At 59.9% G+C, this 24,234-nt stretch carries 22 protein-coding genes; 12 read left to right on the top strand and 10 right to left on the bottom strand.

Annotated elements, in window-relative coordinates; all coding sequences use genetic code 11:
- Nucleotides 1-5 precede the first annotated feature (5 nt).
- The 4 genes from GQ39_RS10945 to GQ39_RS10930 are packed head-to-tail and all read left to right on the top strand — an operon-like array spanning nucleotide 6 to nucleotide 5,693.
- The gene (locus tag GQ39_RS10945) at nucleotides 6-1,889 is read left to right on the top strand and encodes a feruloyl-CoA synthase (RefSeq protein ID WP_047529691.1); all 1,884 of its coding nucleotides are present in this window, start codon (nucleotides 6-8) and stop codon (nucleotides 1,887-1,889) included.
- The gene (locus GQ39_RS10940) at nucleotides 1,886-3,127 is read left to right on the top strand and encodes a thiolase family protein (protein ID WP_047529689.1); all 1,242 of its coding nucleotides are present in this window, start codon (nucleotides 1,886-1,888) and stop codon (nucleotides 3,125-3,127) included. Before GQ39_RS10945 ends, GQ39_RS10940 begins: the two co-directional genes overlap by 4 nt.
- A 43-nt stretch (nucleotides 3,128-3,170) precedes the next feature.
- A complete protein-coding gene (locus GQ39_RS10935) occupies nucleotides 3,171-4,925 on the top strand; it encodes an acyl-CoA dehydrogenase (RefSeq protein WP_047529687.1) in 1,755 nt (584 codons plus the stop codon).
- A 54-nt stretch (nucleotides 4,926-4,979) separates the two neighbouring features.
- Nucleotides 4,980-5,693 (top strand): GntR family transcriptional regulator, encoded by a 714-nt coding sequence (locus GQ39_RS10930; protein WP_047529686.1) that lies wholly within the window; start codon nucleotides 4,980-4,982, stop codon nucleotides 5,691-5,693.
- Between the two features lie 6 nt (nucleotides 5,694-5,699).
- Here the strand turns inward: GQ39_RS10930 and GQ39_RS10925 are convergent, their stop codons facing one another.
- The 3 genes from GQ39_RS10925 to GQ39_RS10915 all read right to left on the bottom strand — a co-directional run bounded on the left by GQ39_RS10925 (nucleotide 5,700) and on the right by GQ39_RS10915 (nucleotide 9,368).
- Nucleotides 5,700-6,650, bottom strand: a complete 951-nt coding sequence (locus GQ39_RS10925; protein WP_047529684.1) for a PDR/VanB family oxidoreductase — start codon at nucleotides 6,648-6,650, stop codon at nucleotides 5,700-5,702.
- Nucleotides 6,651-6,679: 29 nt separating this feature from the next.
- Nucleotides 6,680-7,741, bottom strand: a complete 1,062-nt coding sequence (locus GQ39_RS10920; RefSeq protein ID WP_047529681.1) for an aromatic ring-hydroxylating oxygenase subunit alpha — start codon at nucleotides 7,739-7,741, stop codon at nucleotides 6,680-6,682.
- 139 nt (nucleotides 7,742-7,880) lie between these two features.
- Nucleotides 7,881-9,368 (bottom strand): aldehyde dehydrogenase family protein, encoded by a 1,488-nt coding sequence (locus tag GQ39_RS10915; protein ID WP_047529679.1) that lies wholly within the window; start codon nucleotides 9,366-9,368, stop codon nucleotides 7,881-7,883.
- A 271-nt stretch (nucleotides 9,369-9,639) separates the two neighbouring features.
- Here GQ39_RS10915 and GQ39_RS10910 point away from each other — a divergent pair, with 271 nt between their 5' ends.
- The 3 genes from GQ39_RS10910 to GQ39_RS33610 all read left to right on the top strand — a co-directional run bounded on the left by GQ39_RS10910 (nucleotide 9,640) and on the right by GQ39_RS33610 (nucleotide 12,939).
- Nucleotides 9,640-10,809, top strand: coding sequence for a p-hydroxyphenylacetate 3-hydroxylase oxygenase component (locus GQ39_RS10910; protein ID WP_047529678.1), 1,170 nt, complete (start codon nucleotides 9,640-9,642; stop codon nucleotides 10,807-10,809).
- Between the two features lie 56 nt (nucleotides 10,810-10,865).
- The gene (locus GQ39_RS10905) at nucleotides 10,866-11,822 is read left to right on the top strand and encodes a p-hydroxyphenylacetate 3-hydroxylase reductase component (protein ID WP_047529676.1); all 957 of its coding nucleotides are present in this window, start codon (nucleotides 10,866-10,868) and stop codon (nucleotides 11,820-11,822) included.
- A 145-nt stretch (nucleotides 11,823-11,967) separates the two neighbouring features.
- The gene (locus GQ39_RS33610; protein ID WP_047529674.1) at nucleotides 11,968-12,939 is read left to right on the top strand and encodes a methyl-accepting chemotaxis protein; all 972 of its coding nucleotides are present in this window, start codon (nucleotides 11,968-11,970) and stop codon (nucleotides 12,937-12,939) included.
- A gap of 39 nt (nucleotides 12,940-12,978) precedes the next feature.
- On the opposite strand, the gene GQ39_RS10895 is transcribed toward GQ39_RS33610, so the two are convergent.
- Nucleotides 12,979-14,307 carry an alginate export family protein gene (locus tag GQ39_RS10895; protein ID WP_047529673.1) on the bottom strand — a complete coding sequence of 443 codons (1,329 nt, stop codon included), beginning with the start codon at nucleotides 14,305-14,307 and terminating at the stop codon, nucleotides 12,979-12,981.
- Between the two features lie 289 nt (nucleotides 14,308-14,596).
- Here GQ39_RS10895 and GQ39_RS10890 point away from each other — a divergent pair, with 289 nt between their 5' ends.
- The 4 genes from GQ39_RS10890 to GQ39_RS10875 all read left to right on the top strand — a co-directional run bounded on the left by GQ39_RS10890 (nucleotide 14,597) and on the right by GQ39_RS10875 (nucleotide 18,514).
- Nucleotides 14,597-16,096 (top strand): APC family permease, encoded by a 1,500-nt coding sequence (locus GQ39_RS10890; protein WP_047529671.1) that lies wholly within the window; start codon nucleotides 14,597-14,599, stop codon nucleotides 16,094-16,096.
- The gene (locus GQ39_RS10885; protein WP_047529669.1) at nucleotides 16,077-16,661 is read left to right on the top strand and encodes a DUF3156 family protein; all 585 of its coding nucleotides are present in this window, start codon (nucleotides 16,077-16,079) and stop codon (nucleotides 16,659-16,661) included. Before GQ39_RS10890 ends, GQ39_RS10885 begins: the two co-directional genes overlap by 20 nt.
- A gap of 117 nt (nucleotides 16,662-16,778) precedes the next feature.
- Entirely contained in the window at nucleotides 16,779-17,741 is a 963-nt protein-coding gene (gene feaR / locus GQ39_RS10880; RefSeq protein ID WP_047529668.1) for a transcriptional regulator FeaR, read from the top strand.
- Between the two features lie 164 nt (nucleotides 17,742-17,905).
- Nucleotides 17,906-18,514, top strand: coding sequence for a TetR/AcrR family transcriptional regulator (locus GQ39_RS10875; protein ID WP_047529666.1), 609 nt, complete (start codon nucleotides 17,906-17,908; stop codon nucleotides 18,512-18,514).
- A 41-nt stretch (nucleotides 18,515-18,555) separates the two neighbouring features.
- On the opposite strand, the gene GQ39_RS10870 is transcribed toward GQ39_RS10875, so the two are convergent.
- From GQ39_RS10870 to GQ39_RS10845, 6 genes are all read right to left on the bottom strand, one after another.
- Complete coding sequence (locus GQ39_RS10870; protein ID WP_047529664.1) at nucleotides 18,556-19,323, bottom strand: SDR family oxidoreductase; 768 nt, start codon at nucleotides 19,321-19,323, stop codon at nucleotides 18,556-18,558.
- Nucleotides 19,316-20,116 carry an SDR family NAD(P)-dependent oxidoreductase gene (locus GQ39_RS10865; RefSeq protein ID WP_047529662.1) on the bottom strand — a complete coding sequence of 267 codons (801 nt, stop codon included), beginning with the start codon at nucleotides 20,114-20,116 and terminating at the stop codon, nucleotides 19,316-19,318. Before GQ39_RS10865 ends, GQ39_RS10870 begins: the two co-directional genes overlap by 8 nt.
- A complete protein-coding gene (locus tag GQ39_RS10860; RefSeq protein WP_047529660.1) occupies nucleotides 20,109-20,930 on the bottom strand; it encodes a molybdenum cofactor biosynthesis F family protein in 822 nt (273 codons plus the stop codon). The genes GQ39_RS10865 and GQ39_RS10860 overlap by 8 nt, the downstream gene beginning before the upstream one ends.
- A gap of 85 nt (nucleotides 20,931-21,015) precedes the next feature.
- Nucleotides 21,016-21,675, bottom strand: coding sequence for a helix-turn-helix transcriptional regulator (locus GQ39_RS10855; protein WP_047538738.1), 660 nt, complete (start codon nucleotides 21,673-21,675; stop codon nucleotides 21,016-21,018).
- Between the two features lie 52 nt (nucleotides 21,676-21,727).
- Nucleotides 21,728-22,093, bottom strand: a complete 366-nt coding sequence (locus GQ39_RS10850; RefSeq protein ID WP_047529659.1) for a cupin domain-containing protein — start codon at nucleotides 22,091-22,093, stop codon at nucleotides 21,728-21,730.
- A gap of 31 nt (nucleotides 22,094-22,124) precedes the next feature.
- Nucleotides 22,125-23,423, bottom strand: coding sequence for an NAD(P)/FAD-dependent oxidoreductase (locus tag GQ39_RS10845; protein ID WP_047529657.1), 1,299 nt, complete (start codon nucleotides 23,421-23,423; stop codon nucleotides 22,125-22,127).
- Between the two features lie 288 nt (nucleotides 23,424-23,711).
- Between GQ39_RS10845 and hpaR the strand changes: the two genes are divergently transcribed.
- Nucleotides 23,712-24,134 carry a homoprotocatechuate degradation operon regulator HpaR gene (hpaR, locus tag GQ39_RS10840; RefSeq protein WP_047529655.1) on the top strand — a complete coding sequence of 141 codons (423 nt, stop codon included), beginning with the start codon at nucleotides 23,712-23,714 and terminating at the stop codon, nucleotides 24,132-24,134.
- Nucleotides 24,135-24,234: the final 100 nt, after the last annotated feature.

The following is a 24,234-nucleotide window of genomic DNA, read 5'->3' as shown; positions in this document are numbered from 1 at the left end:
TCCCTGTGAGTTCCGAATTCAGATCGCAACCCCAGCCCGAGCAACCTGCGCCGAGATACCGCGAGGTGTCCATCGGCCGTGCGCCGGTGGAGGTTACTGAAGAGCAGGGCGTGCTGCATATGCGTTCCCTGGAGCCGCTGGCCGCGTTGCCGGCGCGCTTGCTCGATCGTCTGGTGCATTGGGCCCGGGTGCGTCCCGAACAGACATTTATTGCCGCACGCCAGGCCGGTGGCGATTGGCGCCGTGTCACCTATAGGGAAATGTTGGAGAGCGTGCGGGCGATTGCTCAGAGCCTGCTGAGTTATGGGCTCTCGGCGAATAAACCGCTGGCGCTGCTGTCGGGCAACGACATCGAGCATTTGCAGGTGGCCCTCGGTGCCATGTACGCCGGTATTCCTTACTGCCCGGTGTCGCCGGCGTATTCGTTGTTGTCCCTGGATTTCGCCAAGCTGCGGCATGTATGCGACCTGCTGCAACCGGGGCTGGTGTTTGTCAGCGATGGCGCGGCCTACCAGCGCGCGATCGACGCCGTATTGCCTGCCGAGACGCCGCTGATCACCGTGCGCGGTCAAGTGTCCGGGCGCGCCCAGGTCAGCTTCGCCAGCCTGCTGCAAACCCCGGGCGGCAGTGCCGCCGACCAGGCATTCAATGCCACCGGCCCGGACAGCATCGCCAAGTTTCTTTTCACCTCGGGCTCGACCCAATTACCCAAGGCGGTCATCACCACCCAACGCATGCTCTGCGCCAACCAGCAAATGCTCTTGCAGACATTTCCGGTGTTCGGTGAAGAGCCCCCGGTGTTGGTGGACTGGCTGCCGTGGAATCACACCTTCGGCGGCAGCCATAACGTGGGCATCGTGCTCTATAACGGTGGCACCTTTTACCTCGACGATGGCAAACCCACGGCCCAGGGGTTTGCCGAAACCCTGCGCAACCTCAAGGAAGTGTCGCCCACGGCCTATTTGACGGTGCCTAAGGGCTGGGAAGAATTGGTCAACGCCCTGGAACAAGACGCCGAGTTGCGCGAACGCTTTTTTGCGCGAATGAAATTGTTTTTCTTCGCCGCCGCCGGCCTGTCGCAAAGTGTCTGGGACCGCCTCGACCGTGTGGCCGAGCTGCACTGTGCAGAGCGCATTCGCATGATGGCCGGGTTGGGCATGACCGAAGCCGCACCGTCCTGCACCTTCACCACCGGGCCATTGTCCATGGCCGGCTATATCGGTTTGCCGGCGCCAGGCTGCGAGGTGCGCCTGGTGCCGGTGGACGGCAAGTTAGAAGGGCGCTTTCGCGGGCCGCACATCATGCCGGGGTATTGGCAGGCGCCCGAGCAAACCGCCGAGGCGTTCGACGAACAGGGCTTCTATCGTTCGGGCGACGCGCTCAAGCTCGCCGACCCCCATCAGCCGCAACTGGGGCTGATGTTCGACGGGCGAATCGCTGAGGATTTCAAGCTGTCTTCAGGGGTGTTTGTCAGTGTCGGTCCGCTGCGCAATCGCGCAGTGCTCGAAGGCTCTCCCTATGTGCAGGACTTGGTGATTACCGCGCCGGACCGTGAGTGCCTGGGAGCCCTGGTGTTCCCCAGGCTCTACGAGTGCCGCCGGCTGGCGGGCTTGAACGCTGACGCCAGCGACGCCGAAGTGCTGGCAAGTGCCCCGGTGCGCCAGTGGTTTGTCGACTGGTTGCAGCGGCTCAATCGCGTGGCAACCGGCAATGCCAGTCGCCTGGAATGGATTGCCTTGCTCGACGAGCCAGCGTCCATCGATCGCGGAGAAATTACCGACAAAGGTTCGATCAACCAGCGCGCGGTATTGCAATGGCGCGCGGCCAGGGTCGAGGCGTTGTATCGCGGTGAAGATGCCACGATTCTGCGTGCCGGGCCCAAGCCTTGATCGGTGTGGGGCAGTATTCGGCGTTTGCCGATGCGGCGATTTTCGAGGCGGTGCGCACACCTTGGGTCGATCTTGGCGGCTCCTTGTCCCAGGTGTCGCCCATCGACCTGGGGATCAAGGTTGGCCGTGAGGTGTTGGCCAGGGCTGGGATTGACCCCCTGGCGGTGGACAGCGTACTGGCCGGCTCCATGGCCCAGGCCAGCTTTGATGCCTACTTGTTGCCTCGGCATATCGGGTTGTACGCCGGTGTGGCGCAATCGGTTCCTGCTCTCGGGGTGCAGCGCATCTGCGCCACCGGGTTCGAGCTGTTGCGCCAGGCCGCTGAACAGCTGCGCGATGAGGTGCAACTGGCCCTTTGCGTGGCCAGTGAATCCATGTCACGCAACCCGATTGCGGCCTACACCCACCGGGATGGGTTTCGTCTCGGCGGCGAGGTGCAATTCAAGGACTTTCTCTGGGAGGCTCTATACGACCCGGCCCCGGGACTGGACATGATCGCCACCGCCGACAACCTTGCGCGTCGCTATGGCCTGAGTCGCGAGGCCGTGGACCGTTACGCCTGCGATAGCCATCAGCGCGCGTTGCAGGCGCAGCGTGACGGCGCCTGGGTTGAAGAGATCGTGGCGGTAGATAACCAGGTGTTCGAGCTCGAGGGGTATCGGCCGAGGGGCATCAGCCTGGCGCGTCGGGCCAGTGCCGTCACCCAGGACAGCCACCCACGGCCCACCGACCTTGCGGCCCTGGCGCGCTTGCGTGCCGTGCATGCCGATGGAGTGCAAACCGCCGGCAACAGTTGCGCGGTGGTCGATGGTGCGGCGGCAGCGCTGGTGGGGCGTGCTTCGGCCTGCACGCGTCCGGCGTTGGCCCGGCTGCTGGCCAGCGCGGTGGTCGGGGTGGCTCCGGAGTTCATGGGGATCGGCCCGGCGCCGGCGATCCGTCTACTGCTGCAGCGCAGCGGGTTGAACCTGGGTGACATCGACCGTTTCGAGATCAACGAAGCGCAGGCTGCCCAGGTACTGGCGGTGGCCCAGGAACTGGAGCTGGACAGCGCCCGGCTCAACGTCCAGGGCGGCGCACTGGCAGTGGGGCATCCACTGGCCGCCACCGGCCTGCGTTTGGTCATGACGCTGGCCCGGCAGTTACGTCAGCACAACCTGCGCTACGGGATTGCCGCTGCGTGTGTGGGCGGTGGACAGGGCATGGCGTTGTTGATCGAGAACCCGGCGTATCGCGCCTGACCTTTTAAGCGGCATTACTTCTTCTTATCCGATGAGGTTTCCCATGTGGAACTATCAGGCGCCCCTGCGCGACATGCAATTTGTGCTTGAACACTGGCTGCAAGCACCCCGGGCGTGGAATCGTAGTCCAGCGTTCGAGGCGTTGGACATGTCATTGGCCGTTCAGGTATTGGCGGAAGCCAGTCGGTTCAGCCAGGGCGTACTGGCGCCCTTGAACAGCAGCGGTGATCGTCAAGGTTGCCGCTGGGTCGCAGGCCAAGTCAGCACGCCAGAGGGTTTTGCCGAGGCCTATCGGGCTTATGTAGACGGTGGCTGGCCCGCGTTGGCATGCGCCGAAGGGCTGGGTGGCCAAGGCTTGCCGCAACTGCTCGACGCGGCGCTGCAAGAGATGCTGTACGCCAGTAATCACGCTTGGGCCATGTACACCGGGATTGCCCACGGCGCCTATCTCTGTCTCAAGACCCACGCCGCGCCCTGGTTGCAGGCGCGCTACTTGCCCGAGATCGTCAGTGGTCATGTCTTGCCCACCATGTGCCTGACCGAGCCGCAGGCCGGCAGCGATGTCGGGCTGCTGCGTTGTCGCGCGATCCCCGAAGGCGACGACAGTTATCGCCTGCATGGCAACAAACTGTTTATTTCCGGCGGTGAGCACGACCTCACGGCCAATATCCTGCACCTGGTGCTGGCGCGTCTGCCAGATGCGCCGCCGGGCAGTCGCGGCATTTCACTGTTTCTGGTACCCAAGCGACTGGACGATGGTCAAGCCAATGGTGTGCGGTGTGACGGCATTGAGCACAAGATGGGCATCAAGGGCAGTGCCACGTGCTCCCTGGTGTTCGACGGCGCCCAGGGCTGGCTGATCGGAGATGCCCATCGCGGCCTGGCGGCGATGTTCGTGATGATGAACTCGGCGCGCCTGCATGTCGGCCTGCAAGGCCTGGGGCATGTCGAGGCGGCGTGGCAGAACGCCCGGCAGTACGCCGCCGAGCGCTTGCAAATGCGTGCGCCGTTAAGGCCGCAAGGGGTGCCGGTCCAAGCGGCTGACCCCATCCGCTATCACCCGGCCATGCGCCGCGTGTTGCTGGAGTTGCGTACTACCAGCGAGGGTATGCGAGCCATCGGCTATTGGGCCGCGCATTTGCTGGACCAGGCCGAGCATGACCCTGACCCGCAGGCGCGGGAGTGCGCCGGCCAACTGGCGCAGTTGCTGACGCCAATCATCAAGGCGTTTTTCACCGACCAGGGTTTTCGTCAGGCGAGCAATGCGTTGCAAGTCTTCGGCGGTTATGGCTACGTTGCCGAGTTCGCCATTGAGCAAACGCTGCGCGACAGTCGCATCGCGATGATCTATGAGGGCAGCAACGAGATTCAGGCCAATGACCTGCTGCTACGCAAGGTGCTGGGGGATGACGGCCGCGCCTTCGGCCTGCTGCTGGCAGAATTGCGCGCCGAGGCCGAGCACGCTGGCCAATGCGCCGAGGGTGCGGGTTTTGCACGCGCCCTGGGCAGCCTGTGCGACTCGCTGGCCAGTGTGGTCAAGGCCATACGTGAACGGTCGCTGGAGGACATTGAGTACCCCTATCGGGCTGCACCGGACTTTCTCCAGTTATGTGGTGTCGCCCTGTTGGCCATGGCATGGACGCGTGCCGCGCGGGTGTCCAGGGCGTTGCCCGAAGACGATCCGTTGCGTGCCGCCAAGCTGCAAAGCGCCGGGTTCTTTTTCGATTACCTGCCCTCCCGGGTGACTCAGCACCTGAGCGCGATAGACGGTGCGCGCGCAGCGCTGGCGTTCATCTGACGGGGGCAGTCGCTTGCGGTACTATGGCGGCCCACGTTTCTGGAAGCCGCCCGGATGAGTAAACCCGGTCAATTGGTGCTGGTTGCACTGCGCAAAATGATCGCCAGCGGGGAGCTGGCAGCCGGCGAGCGCCTGATGGAAATCCCCACGGCGCAGCTGTTTGGTGTGTCGCGCATGCCCGTGCGCATGGCATTCCGTACCCTCGAACAGGAAGGACTGCTTGTGCCGTTTGGCGGGCGCGGGTATCAGGTTCGCTCAGTCAGCCCAGACGACATCGCCGGCGCCGTCGAAGTGCGTGGCGTGCTCGAAGGCCTGGCTGCGCGTCAAACCGCCGAGCGCGGTTTATCCGATGAAGCGCGTGCGGCCCTTGAGCGCTGTCTGGTTGAAGGCGATCAACTGTTCGAAAAGGGCTATGTGACCGAGGACGACCTCGAGGTCTATCACGATCTGAATATGCGTTTTCATCAGGTCATCGTTGAAGGTAGCCACAACCCGGCGATTGCCGATGCACTGGCACGCAATGATCATCTACCGTTCGCGTCGGTGACCGCGCTGGCGGTGGATCGCGAGGACATGGTTCGCGAATACCGCCGTTTCAACTATGCCCATATGCAACATCACTCGGTGTTTGATGCCCTGATCAACCGCCAGGGCGCGCGGGCCGAAGCCATCATGCGCGAGCACGCCAACGCGACCTTGCGTTATGCCGAGATCTTTAGCGCAGCCACCGCCAGCGCGCGAATGAAGGTCATTTTGCCCACGCCGTGAGGCATTTCAGATATCGAGCACCAGCAGCGGGGTTTTCGCGCGTGAGCAGCAGGGCGTGAACTGGTCGTTGAGGGCTTGCTCCTGCTCGGTGAGGAACAGGTCGCGGTGTTCCGGTATGCCTTCGAGCACGCGGGTCATGCAGGTACCGCATACCCCTTGTTCGCACGACACGGCGATCTCGATACCGTGGCGTTCAAGGACCTGGACCACCGTCTTGTCGGCGGGTATGTCGAAGACCTGACCGCTGCTGGCGACCTTCACCGAAAAAAACCCGTCGAGGCTGCTGTCCACCGGCACCGCCGCGAAGTACTCGCGATGCAGGCAGTCCTCCTGCCAGCCCTGGGCTCGGGCGCTATCGAGCACATGTTGCATGAAACCGCCAGGGCCGCAGACATACAGGTGCACGTTGTCTTCGGGCGCCGCCAGCACCTGGGCGGCTTTCAAGGCCGTGTGGGGTTGCTCATCGAAATGCAGGAATACCCGCTCGGCAAATGCCGACGCCTTGAGGCGCTGTACAAACGCCGCGCGTTCTTCGGCGCGGGCGCAATAATGCAAGTGGAAGTCGGCACCGGCATGCGCCAGCCGTTCGGCCATGCACAGGATCGGGGTGATGCCGATGCCGCCGGCAAACAGCAGGCTGCGTCGGGCGTCGTGTGCCAGGGGGAACAGGTTGCGCGGTTCGCTGATCTGCAGGCGGGCACCCTCATGAATCTGTTCATGCAGGCTTTGCGAACCTCCTCGCGAGGCCGGATCCTTGAGCACGCCGATCAGGTAGCGATGCCGTTCTTCAGGGCGATTGCACAGGGAGTATTGCCGGATCAGCCCGTTCGGCAGGTGCACGTCGATATGCGCGCCGGCACTGAAGGCCGGCAGCGGGTGGCCATCGACGCTGGCCAGTTCAAAGCTGCAAATGTCCCGGGCTTCGTTGTTACGGGAAACCACCACCACTTCGATCATGTTAAGTCCTCGCAGAGTTGTCGCGCTGTTCAGGCGGTGGTCGTGGTGATCAGTTGCGGTTCGACGGCGCGTTCCTTGGCGATCAGTCGCTCCAGAATCTTGCGTGACTGTACGCCGCCGGCATCGATATTCAGCTTGAGCAGGTTACGTGTCGGGTGGGCCAGCAGATTCTGTTGCTGGCGCTCGAGCATCTCCAGGTCCTCGCTGAAAATCTTGCCCTGGCCTTCGCGAATGCTGGCGGTCAGTGCTTCGTCGTGGGGGTTGAAGTTGCGCGCCATGCCCCAGAAATACCAGATCGAGGTCTCGGTTTGCGGGGTGATGAAATCCACCACGATGCTCGCGGCCTTGTGCTCGGGTGCGGCGTGGTAGCCGCCTTTGCCGGCGTGGGCCACGCCTACTTCGATCAGCACATGGCTGGGCGGGGTGAAGCGGCAGATCTGCCAGCGGTCCACTGGTACGTCGTCGGCGAGGTTATTGCCACGTAGGGCCATGCGCCAGAACGGCGGGGCCATGATGTTTTCCATATGTCGGGCGGTCACCACTTCATCGCCTTCGACCGTGGTCACGGGTGGTGCTTCGTCGATTTCCTTCTGGCCGATGCTGGAGGCGTGGACATAGGTTTCGTGGGTCAGGTCCATCAGGTTGTCGATCATCAGGCGGTAATCGCACTGGATGTCAAACAGGCCGCCGCCATAGGCCCACTGGTCACTCACCGCCCACTCCAGGTGATGGATCAGCGCGGGGTCGGCCAGGGTCTGATCGCCGGGCCACACCCAGATGAAGCCATAGCGCTCAACGGCGGCAAACGTCTTGTTGCACGGAAACCCCCGCACCCGCTGCCCGGGCATTGCCACGGTCTTACCGTCACTCCCCATGACCAGTCCGTGGTAGCCGCAGACCAGGTTGCCGTTGTCGACATAGCCCAGCGAGAGCGGTGCGCCGCGATGCGGGCAGAAGTCTTCGACAGCCACAACCGCGCCCTGCTGGCCACGATAAAACACCATTTTTTCACCGCAGATCTGCCGACCCAGAGGTTTTTGCGTAATTTCATCGGGGGTGCAGGCGACGTACCACGTGTTCTTGGGGAACATGACGACTCTCCAGTTAACGGATTGTTTTTATTTAATGGATCCATTAGATGGGCCGTTTGATGGAGAGTCAATCTTTTACCGTTGATTTATCGGGCGATTATCGGATGATTGTGATTCAGTGGATCCATTGGTGGTTGGTTCAGTAGCGAATCATCACCGATTTCAGTTCGGTGTAATCCTCAATAAAAGCACTGCCAAACTCCCGGCCGACCCCTGAAGATTTATTGCCACCAAAGGGAACTGCCGGATCAAGCAGGGTGTGCATGTTCACCCAGACCGTTCCGGCGTTGATGGCAGGTACCATGCGCAGCGCCTTGCTCAGGTCATTGGTCCAGAGGCTGGCACTCAAGCCGTAAGGTGTGTTGTTCATCAATTCCAGTAGCTCTTCTTCGCTGTCGTAAGGGAAGAACGTCGCAATCGGACCGAATGTTTCTTCGTTGAGCAGCGTGTCGTTGACTGTGTTAGCGAGGATCACCGTGGGTTCGACGTAGCAGCCCGGGCGGTCGATAAGATTGCCACCGTGAATGATGGTGTTGTTTTCTGCTCGTGCCTTGGCGAAAAACTCGCCGAGTTTAAGTTGGTGCTGGCGATTGGTGACCGGGCCGAATTCGGTGCGCTCATCCAGCGGTGAGCCAATGTTCAGTGCGCCCAGGCGTTGGGCCAGTTTGTCCATGACCGGATCGATCTGTGAGCGATGGACGAAGAACCGCTCGGCGGCGGCGCAGATTTGCCCTGAGTGCAGGAAGCCGGCTTCGATGATGCCGTTGACCGCCTTGTCCACATCTACATCGCGCAGGAAACCCGCGGAGTTTTTCCCGCCCAGTTCCAGTGTGGCGCGGGTCAGCCCGGCACCCATGGCGCTCTGGCCGACGGCAATGCCCGTCGGCACCGAGCCGGTGAACGAAACCTTGTCAGTGCCTGGGTGTTCGATCAGGCCTTTACCCACCAGACCGCCACCGGTCAATACGTTCAGGGCACCGGCAGGCAGGCCGGCTTCGATGGCCAGTTCGGCGATCCGCAGAATGGTCAGCGGGGTGAATTCGCTGGGTTTGATGATGATGCTGCAGCCGGTCACCAGCGCCGAGGCGAGTTTCCAGATGGCGATCATGGTCGAGAAATTCCACGGCACGATGCCGACGACCACCCCGACGGGTTCGCGAAGGGTGAAGGCGGTATAGCGTTCGCCAGCGAAGGAGGGCAGTGACGGGGTGAGGGTCTGACCGCTGATCTTGGTCGCCCAGCCAGCGTAATAACGCAGAAAATGCGCGGCCTGGTCGACTTCGAAGGCCCGGGAAATCTGGATGATCTTGCCCGATTGGCAGGTTTCGATCTGCGCCAGCTCCTCGCGGTTTTGCTCCAGCAGGTCGGCCAGTTTCATCAGCACGGTTGCGCGAGTCGCCGGTGCCACCTGGGACCAATGCTTGAAGCCGCGGTTGGCCGACGCCACTGCCGCATCGATATCGACAGGGTCTGCGTCGGCGACTCGGGTGATGACCTGGCCAGTGGCAGGGTTGATCACCTCCAGCGTCTGGCTGGAATGACCCTGAACGTAGCCACCGTCGATGAACAGCGCATGGCTTCGACTGAGGAAGGCTTCAACTTGGGGCAGCAGTGGAATATCGCTCATGGGGTTTTCCTGGTCGCGAATAAAGAAAAGCGCGAGGTTAATCCATGGGTTCCAGGCTGGCTTGACTGTGGCTGCCGGAGCCTATGTCTGTGGCTGCCAGCGCCGTAAGGATGTGTTCGGCAGCTTCGGCTCATCGCCTTTGAAAAGTACAATCTTGGCTCTGGAAGGTGCATTTTCTACCAGGATGGGTGTCTCCATACTGGCTCTGCATCCAGCGCCACTCTGCAATTTCGGGAGTCGCCTGGACATCCAATAATAAGCAGGGCCATCCATGAAAAAGCCAAACCCGCTCCTAGAAGACCTGAAGTCCATCCTGCCGACCATCGCTGCAAACGCCTTCCAGGCGGAGCAGGATCGCAAGGTTCCCGACGAGAATATTGCGCTGCTGAAAAGCATCGGTTTGCACCGTGCTTTTCAGCCGAAAGCCTTCGGTGGCTTGGAGCTATCACTGCCCCAGTTTGCCGATTGCATTGCCTTGCTCGCGGGTGCCTGTGCCAGTACCGCCTGGGCCATGAGCCTGCTTTGCACCCACAGTCATCAATTGGCGCTGTTCTCGGCCGAACTGCAGCAGGAAGTCTGGGGCGATGATCCGAATGCCACCGCGAGTAGCAGCATCGCGCCTTTTGGTCGCACCGAGGAAATCGAAGGCGGAGTGCTGTTCAGTGGTGAAATGGGTTGGAGCAGCGGCAGCGACCACGCCGAGTGGGCGATTGTCGGCTTCCGTCGCAAGAACGCCGAGGGCACTCAGGATTACTGCTTCGCGGTTCTGCCGCGCAGTGATTATCAGATTCGTGACGACTGGTTCGCCGCCGGTATGAAAGGCAGCGGCACCAAGACTTTGATCATCGACAATGTGCGGGTGCCGGAACACCGGATCCAGAAAGCCAAGGACATGATGGAAGGCAAGTCCGCGGGCTTCGGTTTGTACCCAGACAGCAAAATCTTCTACTCGCCGTACCGTCCTTATTTCGCCAGCGGGTTCTCCACCGTGAGCCTGGGTGTGGCCGAGCGGATGCTTGAAGTGTTCCGCGAAAAGACCAAGACCCGCGTGCGGGCATACACCGGTGCGGCGGTCGGTGCCGCGACCCCAGCGTTGATGCGTCTGGCCGAGTCGACTCACCAGGTCGCCGCCGCCCGGGCTTTTCTCGAGAAGACTTGGCAGGAGCACGCTGAACACAGTGAACAGCAACGCTATCCAAGCCGCGAAACCCTGGCGTTCTGGCGCACTAATCAGGCCTACGCCACCAAAATGTGCATCCAGGCCGTGGATCGGCTGTTCGAGGCGGCCGGTGGCAATGCCTGGTTCGAACATAACGAGATGCAGCGTCTGTTCCGCGATTCACACATGACGGGTGCCCATGCCTACACCGACTACGACGTCTGTGCACAGATCCTCGGTCGCGAACTGATGGGTCTGGAGCCTGACCCGAGCATGATCTGAACCCGCCTTCATAACAACAATCAGGACGGCTCATGGAAGCCGTCCGGGAGTCTTGCATGACTGATCACAGCGTTCGCGCAGCCACTGAAACCACCTTCGACCCGCGGGCGTTTCGCCGGGCACTGGGCAACTTCGCTACCGGGGTGACCGTGGTGACGGCCGCCACCGCCTCCGGGCGCAAAGTCGGGGTCACCGCCAACAGCTTCAACTCGGTGTCCCTCGATCCGCCTCTGGTGCTGTGGAGTATCGATAAACGCTCCAACAGTCATGAGGTGTTCGAGCAGGCCAGCCATTTCGCGGTCAATGTACTGGCCGCGGACCAGATCGATCTCTCCAACAACTTTACCCGGCCCAAGGAAGATCGCTTCGCTGAAATCGAGTACGAATCCGGGGAGGGTGGCTCTCCGGTATTCGCCGATTGCTCGGCGCGTTTTCACTGCGAGAAGTACCAGCAGGTGGACGGTGGCGACCACTGGATCATGATCGGCAAAGTAGTGGCCTTCGACGATTTCGGTCGCTCGCCATTGCTGTATCACCAAGGCGCCTACTCCATGGTCTTGCCTCATACGCGCATGACCAAACGCGATGAAAGCCAGCCGCCGAGCAGTCATTTCCAGGGACGCCTTAGCCACAACTTGTACTACCTGATGACGCAGGCAGTGCGGGCTTACCAGTCGAGCTATCAGCCCCGGCAGTTGTCCACGGGCCTGCGTACCAGCGAGGCGCGGATGTTGATGGTATTGGAAAACGACGCCAGGCTCAGTCCCGGCGACCTGTTGCGCGAGGTGGCGATGCCGGTCCGGGAAATTGATGAGGCGATAGCCAATCTAAAACGCAAGGGGCTGGTCAACGATGATGACAGTCGCGTCAGGTTGACCGCTGCGGGTATCGAGCAGACAGACGATTTGTGGGCCATCGCACGGGAGCAGCAGGACAAGGTATTCGCCGATTTCAGCGACGAACAGATCGAAACCTTCAAGTCGGTATTGAAGACGCTTGTCAGCCGCTGTTGATCCTCCAGGCATTTCTGCGGCACTCAAGGGCGCCGTTTGCATTCATGGCAGGCAGGAGCAAACGGCGCTGCAGCGTCGTACAAGCAATTCTCTTCAGCTTCCTGTCAGATCCAGTCCTTAGACTCGATGAACAAAGGACTGGCTGATGTTTTTCAAGAAACATAAACAGATGCTTGAACTCGCTGAGGCTTTGCAGCGCCTGCTGGCCGGCGAGGCTTTTGAGGTGAAGGGGCTTGGCGCCTGCCCGCAGTTGCAGATGTGCCTGGATGAGTTAGTCAGGCAAAGCGCTGAGGTTGCGCATCAACGGCTGGCCGCCGAGTCGCAGACCCGGGACCTGAGCCTGCAGCTTGAACGCAGTGAACAGTCGCTTGCCGAGCGTTGTCAGCAACTGGAGCAGGTGCGCGCTCGTGAACAATCACTTGAAGTCGAGTTGAACCGGCGCGTTCTGGATGCCCGCCAACATGAACAGGATGCGAAAATCTGGGACCTGTTGCAGTCAACGCTCACTGAAGGTTGCTGGGACATCAATGTGGTCAACGGCGATGTCCAGGACCCTGCCAGCTGTATGCGCTTCTCCAGCCAGTTCCGCCTTCTCATGGGCTACGGCCCCCAAGAGTTGCCCGACGGCTGGGATGCACAAGTCGGGATCACTCATCCAGATGACCTGCCAAAAATCATGGCGATCTTTGATCGTGAGATTCTCAGTCCACAGGGCAGTGGCGAGTATGTCTTTGAGTACCGGATGCGCCACAGGACCCGCGACTACATCTGGTGTCGCGAACGTGGTCGTGCGGCCCGTGACGAGCAGGGGCGTTTGACCCGCGTCATCGGCGCAGTACGTGACATCAGTGATGAGCGTTCGGCCAGGGAAACCCACCGTCAGATGCTTGAGCAGAATCAGGCGACCTACGGGCAAATCGCAACCGTCGTGAGTGTCATTAAAAGCATTGCGGACCAGACGAACCTGCTGTCGCTGAACGCCGCGATCGAGGCGGCAAGGGCAGGAGAGATCGGGCGGGGGTTCTCGGTGGTGGCCGACGAAGTCCGAAAGCTGGCGGAATGTACCCGCCAGGCCACGCATCGGATTCAGACCATGTTGCTTGAACACAAACAGTAGTTTGGCTCAGGAGCTGCGCAGTGCAGCTCCTGAAGGTCATCAGAACGGTACGGCCACGGTGAGTTGGCTGTAAACGTTGGTGCCATTGCCGCCCACCTGATTCCCGCCGTTGCTTTCGTCTTTGTTCGGCTTGTACAGGCCCAACAGTGGAGTGACGATCAGGTGCTCACTCACAGCCCATTCGGCGTACAGATCCAGCTCGCGACCATCGAGGTTCAGTGCGTCGCTTTTGTGCAGTGTCTTGTAGTCAAAGAACAGTGCGCCGACCGTCACCACGTCGACCGGTTTGACCTTCAACGCGACATGTTGGACCGAGGTGTTGCTATTGAAGGGGCCGGAATAATTGGATGCCACTTCACCCTGGAACCAGGTGCCATAGCCGCGGTTGAAGCCGTTGAACATCGAATCCCAGTTCTTTGAATAGCGGCTGTAGCGGTAAGTCAGGTCGGGCGACCAGGGCAAATCTGCGAAGGTGTAGCCGGCTTCGGTGTACCAGGCTTTTTCGTTGCCGGCGTCCTTGTCCTGCCAGGCATATTCGAAAGCAAAGTGGGCGTTTTCTATCCCGGCATTGCCCGCGCCGCGAAGGCTATAGATGTTCATGCCTTCGCGTTGCTTCTGGAAGTCGCTGGCATAGCGGTCGTCAACGTCGATGCCGTGGATGTAGGTCAAGCCCAGGGTACCCGGTGCGGCGGTGTATTCCAGTGTGCCTGCGGCCATTTCGGTGTTGGCTTGTGAGCGATTGTTGGACTTCATCCACATCAGGCTGCCGTGTACGCCGTCTTTGCCCCCCAGGCGAACGACAGCAGTCTCGTCGAAAGCATGTCGAGCGGCCAGGTAGTAGGCGCCTCCTCGATTGAGCTTGCCGTCGGCAGGTCCCTTGCCAAAATTAAGGCCGTCGTCGTTGATGATGAAACCGTCGCCGAGGGTGATGATCTGGCGGCCGAACGACAGGTCTACGCCGTCCTTGCCCAGGACTGGAAAGAGTTCGCCCGAACGCCATCCTGCAAAGGCTTCGTCGAATTTCGTGGTGCGTTCGGTGCCATCCGTAATGCCCGCCGCATCACCGTCCCCCCAGGTGCCCGAACTGACCAGGTTGGCTGTTCCATAGACGCTCCCCGCGCTGCCAAGTGTCTGATCGATACTGAGTCCATATTTGATAAAACCTTCGCGCCAACTGGAGCCACCGGTGGTGCCGTCATAGTTTTTCCGGCTGTTAAACATCCCGTAGACAGCCAGGAAGTTGCCTGTGACTTTAGTGTCTTCATCGGCGTAAAGCTCGTAGGCGTAGGTGGACGAGTTAGCGGTCAACAGCGCGACGCCCAGGCCAATGGCCTTGGAAAGCGATCGTGTTTTCAGCGTTTGCTCCATTGTTACGTTCCCCAGCATTGTTGGTCGAGGGCGCATTAGGATGACTGGGAGCGAGGGAAGTCTTTGATCTGCGTGCCACGCAATTGACTCTGCCAGCCAGGCAGTGCTCCTTGGCAGGCAGCAACAAAACCGGCGGCAGACATGGGCAAGACGACGGACCGGGACGAGCGCAAAGTGATCCTGAACACGAGGCCGTTTCGATCAGGGACTGGCTGGGGAGGGCTTCATCGCCGGCTCCTTGAACGGCTCGATACATCCATCAAGAAATCCGCTTTCGAGGATCCGCACCATGTCGATCAATGACCGGCTCACACAGCATCTGAAACGGGGCAGCGTTGGTTTTCCAACCGCGTTGGCCAGCACCATCGGCCTGATCATGGCCAGCCCGGTGATTCTCACCGCGACCATGGGCTTTGGTATCGGCGGCAGCGCATTCGCGGTGGCCATGCTGATTGCGGCAGTCATGATGCTCGCCCAGGCGACGACCTTTGCCGAAGCGGCGTCGATCCTGCCAACCACCGGTTCGGTCTACGACTACATCAATTGCGGGATGGGGCGCTTCTTCGCGATCACCGGCACGTTGTCGGCGTACCTGATCGTGCATGTGTTCGCGGGCACCGCGGAAACCATTCTGTCCGGGGTCATGGCGCTGGTGAACTTCGAGCACCTCAATACCCTGGCGGAGAATGCCGGCGGCTCCTGGTTGCTCGGGGTAGGGTTCGTCGTCGTGTTCGGGGTTCTCAATGCGTTCGGCGTCAGCGCCTTTGGTCGCGCCGAGATCATTCTGACCTTCGGCATGTGGACCACGTTGATGGTGTTTGGCGTGTTGGGGCTGATCGCGGCACCGGCGGTACAACTGGATGGCTGGTTCGGCGTCTCTCTGGTGGGTACTGACTTGATCACCATTCTGTCGCTGGTGGGCATGGCCATGTTTATGTTCGTCGGTTGCGAGTTCGTGACTCCATTGGCGCCGGACTTGCGCAACTCGGCCAAGGTCATGCCCAAGGCCATGATTCTGGGACTGTTGAGTGTTGCCGCCTGCATGTTCATCTATGGCGCCGCGATGAAGCGTCAGGTCGAAAACGTGTTGCTGGATGCTGCCACGGGCGTGCATCTGCTCGATACCCCCATGGCCATTCCGAAGTTCGCCGAGCAGGTCATGGGGCATGTCGGCCCGATGTGGCTGGGGATCGGCTTTCTGTTTGCCGGTGCCGCCACGATCAACACGCTGATGGCGGGCGTGCCGCGAATTCTCTACGGCATGGCGGTGGACGGTGCGTTGCCCAAGATGTTCACGTACTTGCACCCGCGTTTCAAAACTCCGCTGTTGTGCATTCTGGTGGCGATGCTGATTCCGTGCCTGTATGCCCTGTGGTTGGGCGGCAACACCGATAACATCATGCACCTGGTACTGGCGGCGGTCTGTGCGTGGAGTTTTGCCTACCTGTTGGTGACGCTGTCCGTGGTCATCCTGCGGATTCGTCGTCCGGATCTGCCACGCGCTTATCGCTCGCCATTCTTCCCGTTGCCACAGATTCTCTCCAGCGTCGGCATCTTGCTGGGCATGTGGTTCATTACCCCGCCAGGGATGAACCCGGCGGATATCTACGTGCCGTTCGGGGTGATGCTCGGGATAACGGCGTCGTACGCCCTGTTCTGGACCTTGGTGGTGCAGCGAGTCAATCCATTCAAGCCAGCTTCGGTCGAAGAAGTGCTGGCCAAGGAGTTTTCCCATGAGCTTGGCAACCCTCACAACGGGTATCTCGACCATGCTGCAAAAACTGTCTGAGATGTTCAGTGCCCAGCGGGCCCCGACAGGTTACCGACCAGGGGTCACGCTGGAGTACCTGCGGCGTAACCTCGCAAGGGAGGGTTTTACCTCGACAGGCCCGGCCGAGGCCGTGCTGATTCTGGAAGAAGCCGACCTTCAGATCGACATTGTCGAGCGCACCGAATCGCAATTGCTGATGCACCTGGTGATGACGCAATTCATGATCAGGGTGCCCGCCTCAGTGGAGGGCAATGCTCGCTTCGAGTTGCACCATGGCGGGTCGATCCGGCGCACGGGGTTGAAGTGTCGGCAACGGGCGGGAGACCCCGCTTTGGCAGCCAGGCTCCAGGCCCGCCTGGAAGAAGACCAAGCGTTGCATCAATCGTTGATGGTGCTTGATTTCAAAACCCTGCAAATCGATCTGGACGGGCCTCAATGGCAGGTTCGGCTGGAACATATGGGCGGTAGCGAGGTGGTCAACCGAATGCCGGCCTTTCGTCGTTACATCGCCCTGAGCGGCGAGCAACGTCAGGAACTGCTGAATGTGCTGGTGGGGTTTCAGCGGGTATTGAACGGACTCTGAATTCAGGAGTTGGCACCATAAGTGCTTCTGTAGTCGGTACCACGGATTTGTTGCGTCTATATAGATAACATGTTAACTATTAGCCAACAAAAACAAGATGCCACTGCGGAGATGCCCATGAGCACCTATCAGTCTGCGCAACATGGATTAGAAAACTGGACTCGGGATTTGCGAGCGGCCTGTGGCCATTTCGACACTGAACTGGCCTACAACCGTTCGCTGTTCATCGGCGAGGTTTCCAAACAGTCCAGGGGCGGTCTGTCACTGGCCAATCTGCGTACCAACGCCGGTTTGATCTCCCGCGACCGGCCCAATGCCGATCACGATAACGATCAACATTGTTTCCTGGTCAGCCAGCGCAGTGGCTATTGTCAGATCACCCAAAATGGCCAGGTCATTCAGTTGGCTCCGGGTGATATGTTGTTGATGGACTCCACAGGGTCGATCGAGATCAGCCCTTTCGGGCTTATCGAACATGCCTCGCTGTCGCTCTCGCGCAACGAGGTGTACAAACACCTGGGAAGCGCTTCGAGAACCTTCGGCAAGATTTCTTCCAGCAAGGCCTGTGGCCGTATGCTTCATGTGTTGATGGATCAACTGTGCAGGGAAGGGCAGATCGGGCAGGATTCGAGTGCAGAAGGTGAAGCCCTGCAATCAGCCTTTGTCTCGTTGCTCGGTTCCGCCTTCGAAATGGATGACACGCAGGGTGACAGCGCTGCATCCCTGCAGGGCAATAATCTGCGTAGCTATGTCCAGAAAGTCATTGAGGAATCCTTGACTCAGCCGGGGCTAAGCCCGGTGGGTCTTGCCAGCCGCTTGAACATCTCGGTTCGTCATTTGTACCGGTTGTTCGAAGAGCAGGACGACAGTGTCTGCCGCTACATTCAGCGTGCGAGACTCAAACGAAGCGCGGATGACCTGACGAATCCGTTCTTGAAGAGTGAGTCGATCACATCGATCGCATACAAGTGGGGGTTCACTGATTCCGCTCACTTCAGTCGATCGTTCAAAAAACAGTTCGACCTCTCACCCAAGGACTTCCGCTCGACCCATTTGCAACAAGCGGTCGGGGCCGCGTAGGTCGTTAATCTATTAACGAATTGACGTTGACCAAGGTGCTGGATAAGCTGGCGAAGGCTTCCTGCCGACGGGCAGGAAGCCACCGCTAGCACTGATGTCGCTGGCCATGACTTGTCAGGACCGAGCACTGAGTCCTTATTTTATGAGTCAGGGAAAACGATGTCATGAAACCGCTCACCCCGTCGGCCAGTAATATTTGCGCAGTAGCGGTCGAACACTTTGCCGATCACGGTTACGACGCCTCGTCCCTCAACGAGATCGCCGTCCGGGCGGGCATGCGCAAGGCGTCGCTTTACGCGCATTTTGTCAGCAAGGATGACCTGTTTCAGACGGTCTTCGAGATCGCCCTGGAACATGAGCATCAGTACATCAGCACCTGTTTCAAGGAAGAGGCCCGGCACACGGATATACCCGGTCAATTACACCTCGAACGTTTGATCGGACGCTATGACGTGTCGGCGCATCTGCGTTTTCTATTGCGCACGGCCTACTTCCCGCCGGCGGATATCCGCACAGTGATTACCACGGGGTTCGAGGGTTACCTGGGACGAATTCGCCGGTGCTTTCAGAGCGCCGCGCATGACAAATACCAGTCGGCGGGGGTTCAGCCTGAGCAGCTCGAAGTGTTCTGCGACGCCTATCTTGGCATTGTCGACAGCCTGCATGTGGAGCTGATTTATGCGACGCCGCAGGGTTACGTCAAACGGCTTGCAGCCCTGTCGCGTGTCTTCAGGGATTCCCTGTCGATGCTCGAAGGTGCAAGCCGTGGCTGATGGGGTCCAGGCGGTTCAGGTCGTTTGCCCGAGGTGCGAAATCACACCTCGGGCAAGGTCGATCCACCGTCAACGACGATGGTCTGTCCGGTGATGTAAGTCGCCAGGTCAGACGCAAGAAAGAGCATGGCCCCGGCAATATCCTCGGCAGAGCCGAGTCGTCCCAACGGTACCCGGCTGGCAATGTCGCCATTGACCTGATCGTCGCCCAGATTGGCCATGGCTGGCGTGGCAATCATGCCGGGCTCGACACCATTGACGCGCACGCCATGACAGGCCAGTTCCAGAGCGGCGTTGCGGATGAAGCCGTTGACCCCGGCCTTCGACGCCGCGTAATGGCTCAGCCCTGGGTAGGCCACCCGTGGACCGGTGACCGACGAGGTGACCAGCACGCAGCCAGCACCCTGATGCTGGAACATCGGCAAGGCTGCCTGGGTCAGCCAAAACAGTGCCGAGAGATTGACTGCCAGCGTGCGCTCGAGAATCGGGGGGGTGATCTCGGCGAACGGCGTCAGCGGAAAGTAGCCGGCGTTATGGATCAGGATATCCAACCGCCCCCAGTCTCGCTCCAACCCTTGAACCAGTTTGGCTACCGCTGTCGCGTCGGCCAAATCAATGTCCACAGCCTCAACCTGGCACGCTCGCGCCTTCAAGTCTGCAGCGACCGCCTGAGCTTGAGCCAGACGAAGATCGGCGATCATCACTCGCGCCCCGCGCAATGCGAAGGCTTCGACGATTGCCCGGCCAATGCCCTGCGCGCCACCGGTCACCAGTACCGTTTTCCCGCTGAAATTGAAGTCTTCACGCATGGGCGGCCTCCATGTGAGCGTAAGCCAGCGTTGGCACATCGACGATGCTGGAACCCCCGTCGGCGACCACGGTCGCCCCTGTGATGATCGAGGCGTCGGCGCTGGCGAGAAAGCGACAAACCCTGGCGATTTCGTCGGCGCTGGCAGGACGCCGCAAGGGCACATCGGCACAAACCCGATCGTAGGCTTGCTGCAGTGTGTCGCCATAGAAACTCATCAATGGCTGCATTTCCTCATCGGCCATCGGGGTCGTGACCCAGCCCGGACAAACCGCGTTCACCCGCACGCCGCGTGGCCCGTAGTCCCTGGCCAGTGAGCGGTTGAGCCCAAGCAATGCGTGCTTGGCAGTGGTGTAGCCGCACACTTCGGGTCCGGCGGCCAGCGAGGCGATGGAGCCGATCAGCACGACGCTGCCAGCCTGCTCGATCAGCAGCGGCAGGCAGGCCCTGGCACTGTAGAACGCGCTGTCCAGATTGCTGCGCAGCGATGCTTCCCAGGTTTGCGGACTGGTCTGAGTCGCGCTCCCCAGGCCATGACCGCCGGCGCAGGCCAGCAGTACATCAAGTCGACCGAAGCGCTCACGAATCTGCGCAACGAATCCTTCCCACGTGTCCGGACAGGCCGCATCGCCGACCAGGATCAGGCCGCCGGTTTCCCGAGCAACCTGCTCCAGAGGCTCGCGTCGACGACCGACCAGGACCAGATGGGCACCTTCGGCCGCATACAGCCGCGCGCAAGCTGCACCGATGCCCGTTCCGGCCCCGGTGATGACAATCGTGCGTGACTCAGGCATCGGGATACTCCGTGCGATTGAGGACCTGGCAGTAGGAGCTGACCGGAAAGTTCGACAACTCATCGAAGGACGCGCCGGCGTAGCCGAAGATCTTGCCGTCGCTGCGGTGCTGTTGCAGGTCGATCAATACCAGGCCCAGGGTGGGGATGATCTTTTCGCGCCAGACGAACAGGTACAGTTGCTCGGCGATCTTGTAGTAATGGCAACGGTCGGTATCGCACAAGCCTTGCTCGACGCCCTTGAGGCACTGCCAGGCATAGAACTGATCGTTGAGATAAATGTGCTCGTACACTTCGCTGGGGCTATAGCGATACAGGTTGCGCAACCCGACCAATTCTCGGGTCGGCGCGTGTGGGCATTGGCCTTCTTGCCAGGGGCGGTCGAGACTGCCCTGCAGAAATTGCACCTCAACCGACGTCAGGGGCTTACCGGCAAGCGCGCGGCTGTACAGTCCTTCCTGTGTTTCTGCCTGAGTCGGCATGCTCGCGATCACGGCGGTGAACGACGACGTGGCGGTGTCCAGGACCAGGCTCACCGACCACGCCTGACCGGCTTCGCGCTTGATGAAATCGACCAGATACAGGCCAGGACGCACGGACGTGGCGCGGTACGCGGCAGATCCGCTGGAGTGACCGTCAGCGGCCTTCCAGCTCAGTTCTGCTGTTTCGAAGCGATGCTCGATCTGCCAGCCGTTAGCGAAGTGCAGCGTGAAGGTCTTGCCGTTGAGATCGGCGAGGTTGGGCAGGATAAAAGCTTCTGGGGCGAAACCGTCGGCGAGGGCACCTACGGTGATCCAGTCAGATTGTGTGGTCATTGCATGGCTCCGGTTGAATGAGTTGACAACCTGGATCATGCGGCCGGGACAGTGGTTCGCCTATCAACCAGATGGTTGAACCGGCTTACAGAAACAGCGCCCCCACCAGTTCGGTGCGGCTGGTCACGCCGGTCTTGCGGAACAGGTTGATCAAGTGGGTCTTGATGGTGGGAAGACCGACATCCAGCTCCTGGGCCAGTTGTTTGTTGCTGGCGCCCTGGCGCAACAACAACGCGATCTGACGCTCTTTGGGGGTCAGTCCTGACAGCGAATCTTCATAGGGCTGCATGTTGGCAACCGCCATTTGCAGCAGCGCCTGCAAAGCACTGAGTTGAGCCAACTGATCTGCGGTGAAAGCACCTTGTGCAGCGGTGCGCAACAAGGAGATAGCGGCCTGAGGCTGGCCGGAGCGATGGGCAAGTATCTCCACTACGTCGACGACACCGTAGCGTTGCAGGAAGTCTCGATAGCGGCGACTGTCACGGGTGGGCTGTCGGGCCATGGCGAAACCAAGAGGCACCACGGCCAGACCGCTTGATTGACAATTGCGCGGTTGCAGCGGATCGAATTGACGATAGTTGTCCAGATAATCGCGATGCATTTCACCGCTCATCTGGTGCAACCGGAAGTCGCGGGCTTGCAGCTGTCGGTCGACACAATAAAACGCGGCCTGGCTGGCAGGAACGATTTGAGTGAAAGCCTGCAGGCAATGGCCAGCGACTTCCTGGGCAGGGATGGCGTTCATGGTCGGTAACTTCGCCAAAAGGCTGCCGGCGTGAGCCGGCAGCGGGTAACGGTCAGGCAACCGCGAAATAATGCTTCACGAAGCTTTCGCTGACAATGTCCCAGAGCACAGGCGTGCCCTTGGTCACGAACCAGCTGTCGCCGGCCTTGTAGCGAGTGCTCTGGCCCGTGGATTCGTCAGTCAAAACCACTTCGCCGGTGACCACGGTGGCTTGTTCTGAAAATGGGTAGACCATGCGGAATTTGCCTTGGGTGGTGCCGAAATACGCACTGCTGACTGGATCGGTCGGTGCGCCAAACGTCATTTTCCCAAAGGCTTTGACTTCGCCTTCGAGGATTTCGGAGCCGAGGTCGGCGACAGTGCCCCAGGCGTCGAGCTCGGACAGTTGGATGTCTTTCTTGAGAGTGGTAACGGGCATGGCAGTTCTCCTGTGAATGAAAGGGTGGGGATCAACGGCGACCGTTGAAATAGCCCGAGAGTTGGTGAAGGCTTTTGCCGGCCGTCAGCAGCAGCGGGCGGATGTGATCTTTGCCCATGATTTGCGCATGTTTGACCGAGCTGATCAGGTCGTAGCGGGAAGACCCTTCACTCATGCCCTCCGCCAATACCTTGCAAATGATGTGGCTGGGCGTCACCCCGAAGCCGGCGTAACCCTGCACAAAAAAGGCGTTGGGACGACCGCCGAGCGTGCCGATTTGAGGGAAGAGATTGGCCCCGGTCGCCATCGGACCACCCCATGCCAGGTCGATTTTCACGTCCTTCAGGTACGGGAAAATTTTCAGCATCAGGTTGCGGTTCCACGCCTTCAAGTCCTGCGGGATGTGCTCGACAAAGGGCGTCGCGGCACCGAACAGCAGACGGTTTTCATTGGTGACACGGTAATAGTCGATCACCGGCCGAATATCGCTGTAGGCGCCGCGTATTGGACTGATGCGGTTAATCATTTCGTCCGATAGCGGTTCGGTCATCAACTGGAAGGCGTAGGTGTTCAACGTGGTCTTGTGCAATTCCGGTTCCAGTTTGTTGAGGAAACTGTCACAGGCCCACAGTAACTTGGAGGCTTTCACCGAGCCCCGGCCCGTGCGTACGGTGATGCGTTCGCCATAACTGACTTCCAGGGCCGGGCTGTGTTCGTAGATGCGCACACCGTGCCCGACCAGCGCCTTGGCTTCACCCAGCAACAGATTCAGTGAGTGAACATGCCCGCCGCCCATGTGCAGCAGCGCGCTGGTGTAAGCATCGGAGCCAATGATCTGCTTGACCTCGGACCCTGCCATAAAACGGATTTCGTCCTTGGTATTGATCGACTTGAAGTCTTTCTCCCAGGCGCGCAGGGTCTTTTCCTGGCGGGCGTTGAAGCCCATGTAGCCATAGCCGTTGCAGAAGTCAGCATCGATTGAGTATTTGGCGATTCGATCCTTGATGATTCCGGCGCCCAGCTCACTGATCTCAAAGATCTCGCGCAGCCCTTGCTCGCCCACGTGCTTCTTGATCTTTTCGAGATCGTGGCCGATGCCCGCCATGATTTGTCCGCCGTTGCGGCCAGTACCACCAAACCCCAGGTAACGCGCTTCCAGCACCACGATATTGGTGATGCCTTTTTCAGCCAGTTCCAGTGCCGTGTTGATGCCGGAGAAACCGCCACCGATCACGACGACATCCGCCTCCACGTCTTGCTCAAGGGTCGGAAAGCTGAGGTTGTATTTTTTGGTTGCCGAGTAGTAGGTTGGCGTTTCGATATTGATCATGGCGCAGCCTGGAATAGTGAAGGAAAACTCAACTGCAGGGCCTACAAGAAGCTCTGTACCTGTTGGGTGGTATTAAGTGCCTTCCGACCGGTAGGTGTCTTGATCCTGTGTGCCGTGGGTTTTGACCGTGGCTGCCAGAATTGGAGAGGCTCGCTGTCCGCGCGAGTGTCCGATCAAGCGCAACGGGATTTCACGACGCTTCGTAATGATCAGGAACGCGCAATGCTGAGCGGAGGATGATAGAGTTTAGTTAATTTATTAACTAACGATGAGTTCGAACGTATTCCGATGTCCAGGCCGCGCCAATCTTTGACCCTCACATTGCTCCAGGCTCGCGAAGCCGCAATGGGTTTTTTTCGTCCCTCTTTGAATCAGCACGGGTTGACCGAGCAGCAATGGCGGGTCATTCGCATCCTCAGTCAGCACGAGGAGCTGGAAATCAATCGCCTGGCGGAGCTGGCATGCATCCTCAAGCCGAGCATGACCGGCGTGCTGGTGCGCATGGAGGCCGCAGGCATGGTCGAACGGCGTAAGGCGGAGCAGGATCAACGACGAGTGCTGGTGCGGCTGGCGGAAAAGGGGCGGGCCTGCTTCAGCTCGATGAGTCAGTGTATGGAAGCGAATTATCAGCGGCTGCAGGCTGGTTTTGGCGAGGAGAAGTTGCAGACGTTATTGACGTTGCTCAACGAGTTGAAAGCGCTCAAGCGCTAGCGGGAAACGATGGCTGTCATCGGCTTCGATCCATTGGCCATTGACGTAAGCCTGTGCGCGCAGCAGTTTCAAATCGTTGAGTCTCGTCGGCTATCTCGAA

It is taken from the genome of Pseudomonas sp. 11/12A (assembly GCF_000800055.1).
Classification (GTDB): Bacteria; Pseudomonadota; Gammaproteobacteria; order Pseudomonadales; family Pseudomonadaceae; genus Aquipseudomonas; species Aquipseudomonas mohnii.
This window is presented reverse-complemented; position numbering and strand designations above follow the sequence as displayed.